The organism is Alienimonas chondri, assembly GCF_013036045.1.
GTDB lineage: Bacteria > Planctomycetota > Planctomycetia > Planctomycetales > Planctomycetaceae > Alienimonas > Alienimonas chondri.
Genome location: NZ_WTPX01000286.1, coordinates 1 through 554, shown reverse-complemented (window position 1 = coordinate 554; position 554 = coordinate 1). Strand labels below are relative to the sequence as shown.

The window sequence follows — 554 nt, the reverse complement described above, 5'->3', positions numbered from 1 at the left end:
CGGGGACTGCTTGCCGTACTGGTCGGCGACGGGCGGTCGCTGGTGACGCTGTCCGGGTTGGTTCTGATCGCCTGCGGGCTGTTCGCCTTCTTCCTGGGAGTGACGGGGCAGTTCTTGCCGCATGATCTGGCGTATCTCGGGACGGATGCGGCGGCGGTGTGGGCGGTCGCGGACTCCCGTTTGGCGCTGTTCCTGATCCACGATCGCGTCTCCTTCGGCGGGGCGGCGTTGGGGATCGGGATGCTGTATCTGTACTTCGCCGCCGTCCCCCTGCGGAACGGCGAGGGCTGGGCGTGGTGGGCGGTGTTGCTGAGCGCCGCGATCGGGGACGTGGGGTTCCTGCTGTATCTGAACCGCGGGTATTTCGACTTCTGGCGAGGGGCCGCGTCGCTCGCCCTGCAACCGGTGCTCATCGGCGGGCTGGTTCTCAGTTGGCGGTTGTGCCGTCCCCTGCCCTCGCTGCGTTCCATGTTGCTGACCGGCTGGCCGGATCCCCGTCGCGGAAGGCATGAGGCAGGACGCCTGCTGCTTGCCGTGACGTGCGTCTGCTTGAT

Annotated in this window: 1 pseudogene; it reads left to right on the top strand. The window is 67.7% G+C overall.

Annotated elements, in window-relative coordinates:
• Nucleotides 1-554 (top strand): annotated as a pseudogene (locus tag LzC2_RS21020) (hypothetical protein); the annotation flags it as partial.